The sequence below is a fragment of the Mycobacterium sp. genome (genome assembly GCF_049281135.1).
Lineage (GTDB): Bacteria > Actinomycetota > Actinomycetes > Mycobacteriales > Mycobacteriaceae > Mycobacterium.
Map to the genome: position 1 here is coordinate 1 of NZ_JBAPRN010000723.1, position 2,192 is coordinate 2,192.

At 63.7% G+C, this 2,192-nt stretch carries 4 protein-coding genes; 2 read left to right on the forward strand and 2 right to left on the reverse strand.

Translation table 11 applies throughout. The annotated features are described in order from the left end of the window. Positions 1 to 100 precede the first annotated feature (100 nt). Positions 101 to 553, forward strand: a complete 453-nt coding sequence (locus tag WAN02_RS28890; RefSeq protein WP_422268817.1) for a nuclear transport factor 2 family protein — start codon at positions 101 to 103, stop codon at positions 551 to 553. 163 nt (positions 554 to 716) lie between these two features. On the opposite strand, the gene WAN02_RS28895 is transcribed toward WAN02_RS28890, so the two are convergent. Continuing rightward, the gene (locus tag WAN02_RS28895) at positions 717 to 878 is read right to left on the reverse strand and encodes a hypothetical protein (protein WP_422268818.1); all 162 of its coding nucleotides are present in this window, start codon (positions 876 to 878) and stop codon (positions 717 to 719) included. 188 nt (positions 879 to 1,066) lie between these two features. On the opposite strand from WAN02_RS28895, the gene WAN02_RS28900 reads away from it, so the two are divergent. Then, complete coding sequence (locus tag WAN02_RS28900; protein ID WP_422268819.1) at positions 1,067 to 1,507, forward strand: hypothetical protein; 441 nt, start codon at positions 1,067 to 1,069, stop codon at positions 1,505 to 1,507. 89 nt (positions 1,508 to 1,596) lie between these two features. Here the strand turns inward: WAN02_RS28900 and WAN02_RS28905 are convergent. Beyond that, on the reverse strand, positions 1,597 to 2,192 hold a 596-nt coding region (locus WAN02_RS28905), incomplete at its 5' end, for a ParB/RepB/Spo0J family partition protein (protein WP_422268820.1).

The following is a 2,192-nucleotide window of genomic DNA, read 5'->3' on the forward strand; positions in this document are numbered from 1 at the left end:
GCCGAAATACGAATCAAGACAATTGTTGTCGGCATCGCGCCCCGAGGTCGATGCGCACACAACGTATCGAGTACACCAACCGAGGAAAGGACAGGCGTCCATGACGTCGCGAGACATGGCGAAGTACGCGGCGATGCGGCCCTACTTCGAGGTTGTCGCCGAGGCTTTACAAGGCTTGGTCGACGGCAGTGATTTTTTCGAAATGCACGCCGAGGATGTGGTGGTCGAATACGTCATCACCATCCCCGATTACCCGCCCAGAGTCGTTGGGCGCCAAGCACTTGCCGAGTTGTACTCCGGCTACGGGGATTCCATCGTGCAGTCCGGCAGCAGCGACGTGCACCGTTACTACGACCCCGTCAAATCCGTGGTGGTTCTGGAGTACACCATGCACGGTACGGTTGTAAGCACCGGTGCTCCATACGTCAACCGATTCATCTCGGTGATCACAGTCAAAGACCGCAAGATCGTGCACTGGCGCGACTACCTGGACCCGTTGGCCGTGTTCGCGGCATTCGGCAAAACGCCGGCACCCGGCACCCACACGCCCTAACGCAGTCCCCGCATGCCGCTGACGTCCCGCGGCGCGATTGGGCGTCGGTGGGCGATTCACTACCAGACGGTGGGGCGCATCCTGGCCGGCGCTGAACGTCTCACCGGCTGACGGCGCTCACTTTGGCCCGATGTCGCGCGCCGGTGGCCGGTCGTGCGATAAATCAGGAGGCCTGCGACACCAGGGTGCGCAGACTGAGGTCGCGCATCAGCGCCGGCAGGGTTGTGCCTTGCCGGTTGGCTTCGTCCTGCAGGGCCTGCAAGTCCTCTTCGGTGAAGCGCACCAGGACCTTACCCGTCAGCTTTCGCTGCTCGCTGTTGCTCACGTCTTCCTCCGGCACTCGGCGGGCGTCACTGTCACCTCGTCGTGATGGTGTTAGTTTACGACATGAACGCCCTTAAATAGCGGCATTGGGTCGTGCCTGCGGTGACTATGTCGTTATGATGTCACTAATTAGCAGCATGGTGTCGTTACTGGGAGTGGGGTGAGCCGGGCGGCTGAAATGACCCGACTATGACGCAGCCCAAGCAGCCGCCGCCGGGTGTGGAGACCGCACCGGGCGGTCCCGTCGTGTCTTTATCAGAAGCGGCGAAGCGGCTAGGTAAGGATCCGCGCACCATCATTCGGGCCATCAAGGCCAGTGAGATCCGCGGCGGCGCTATGCCCCGACCGGAACGGCTGCGGTGGTATGTCTATGTTGACGAGCTCCCACCGTTACGGGGTGGCGCCGCTCCCCCACAGCCGAGTACCGACGTCGATGATCTTCGGGCACAGCTAGTTTCGCTCACCGAGGCCAACCGGCTGCTCATCGCCGCGCAGCAGGATCTGCTCGACGCCGACAGCTCGACCAGCGCCGCCGCCGACAAATACCGTGCGGTGGCGCGTAGTTATCTGGACGCGTTGGCGCAGTTCATGACGCCGGGAAATCTGGGCGAGCTGGCCGACCAGCTGTAGCGCTCGATGTGACTGTGCGGCAGGGTATTCGGCTCAAGCATTCCCCCCAGCCGCCCATTCGTCACGTGACGCGTGGGCGGCTTGCGTGCTTAGACCGTGGCGGGCTGGTCAGCAAGCACCGCGAGCAGTGTCTTGACACCGTCGGGTCCCAGGTGGGTGCGCAGCGCGTCGGCGAGGAGCTGGGGCTGGGAGTTGAATTCGCTCAACGCCTTGGCGATGATCCGCGACGGTCTGGGCGAGCGTTTGTCCGACAAGTCATGGTGGACGCCCCCGTCGTTCTTCTTCTCTTGGGCGGCCTGCCACCGCACGACTTGCTGCTCGAGCGGCACGCGGGCCAAGGAGCGGGCGTCCCGGATGGCCAATTCGCCTCGGCGCAAAGCGGTTTGCAGTTGCGGGGCCAACTCCAGCAGCGCCCGCCGCTGCGACACCCAGGCTTGGGTCTTGCGTAGCCGGGTGGCCGCCTCGATCCCGCTACCGCATTCCTTGACGAGGGCTTCCACGGCCTTGGCTTCTTCGATGACGTCGAAGTCTTGCCGGTCGACGTTCTCGGCGATCGAGGCCGAGATCAGTGTCACCCGGTCGCGGGCGATGTCGTCGTTGATGACGACGGCCAGATCGGTGCGACCGTATTTGTGGGCGGCGGCCAGCCGGCGGCACCCGTTGATGACGACGAAGCGGGTGGTGA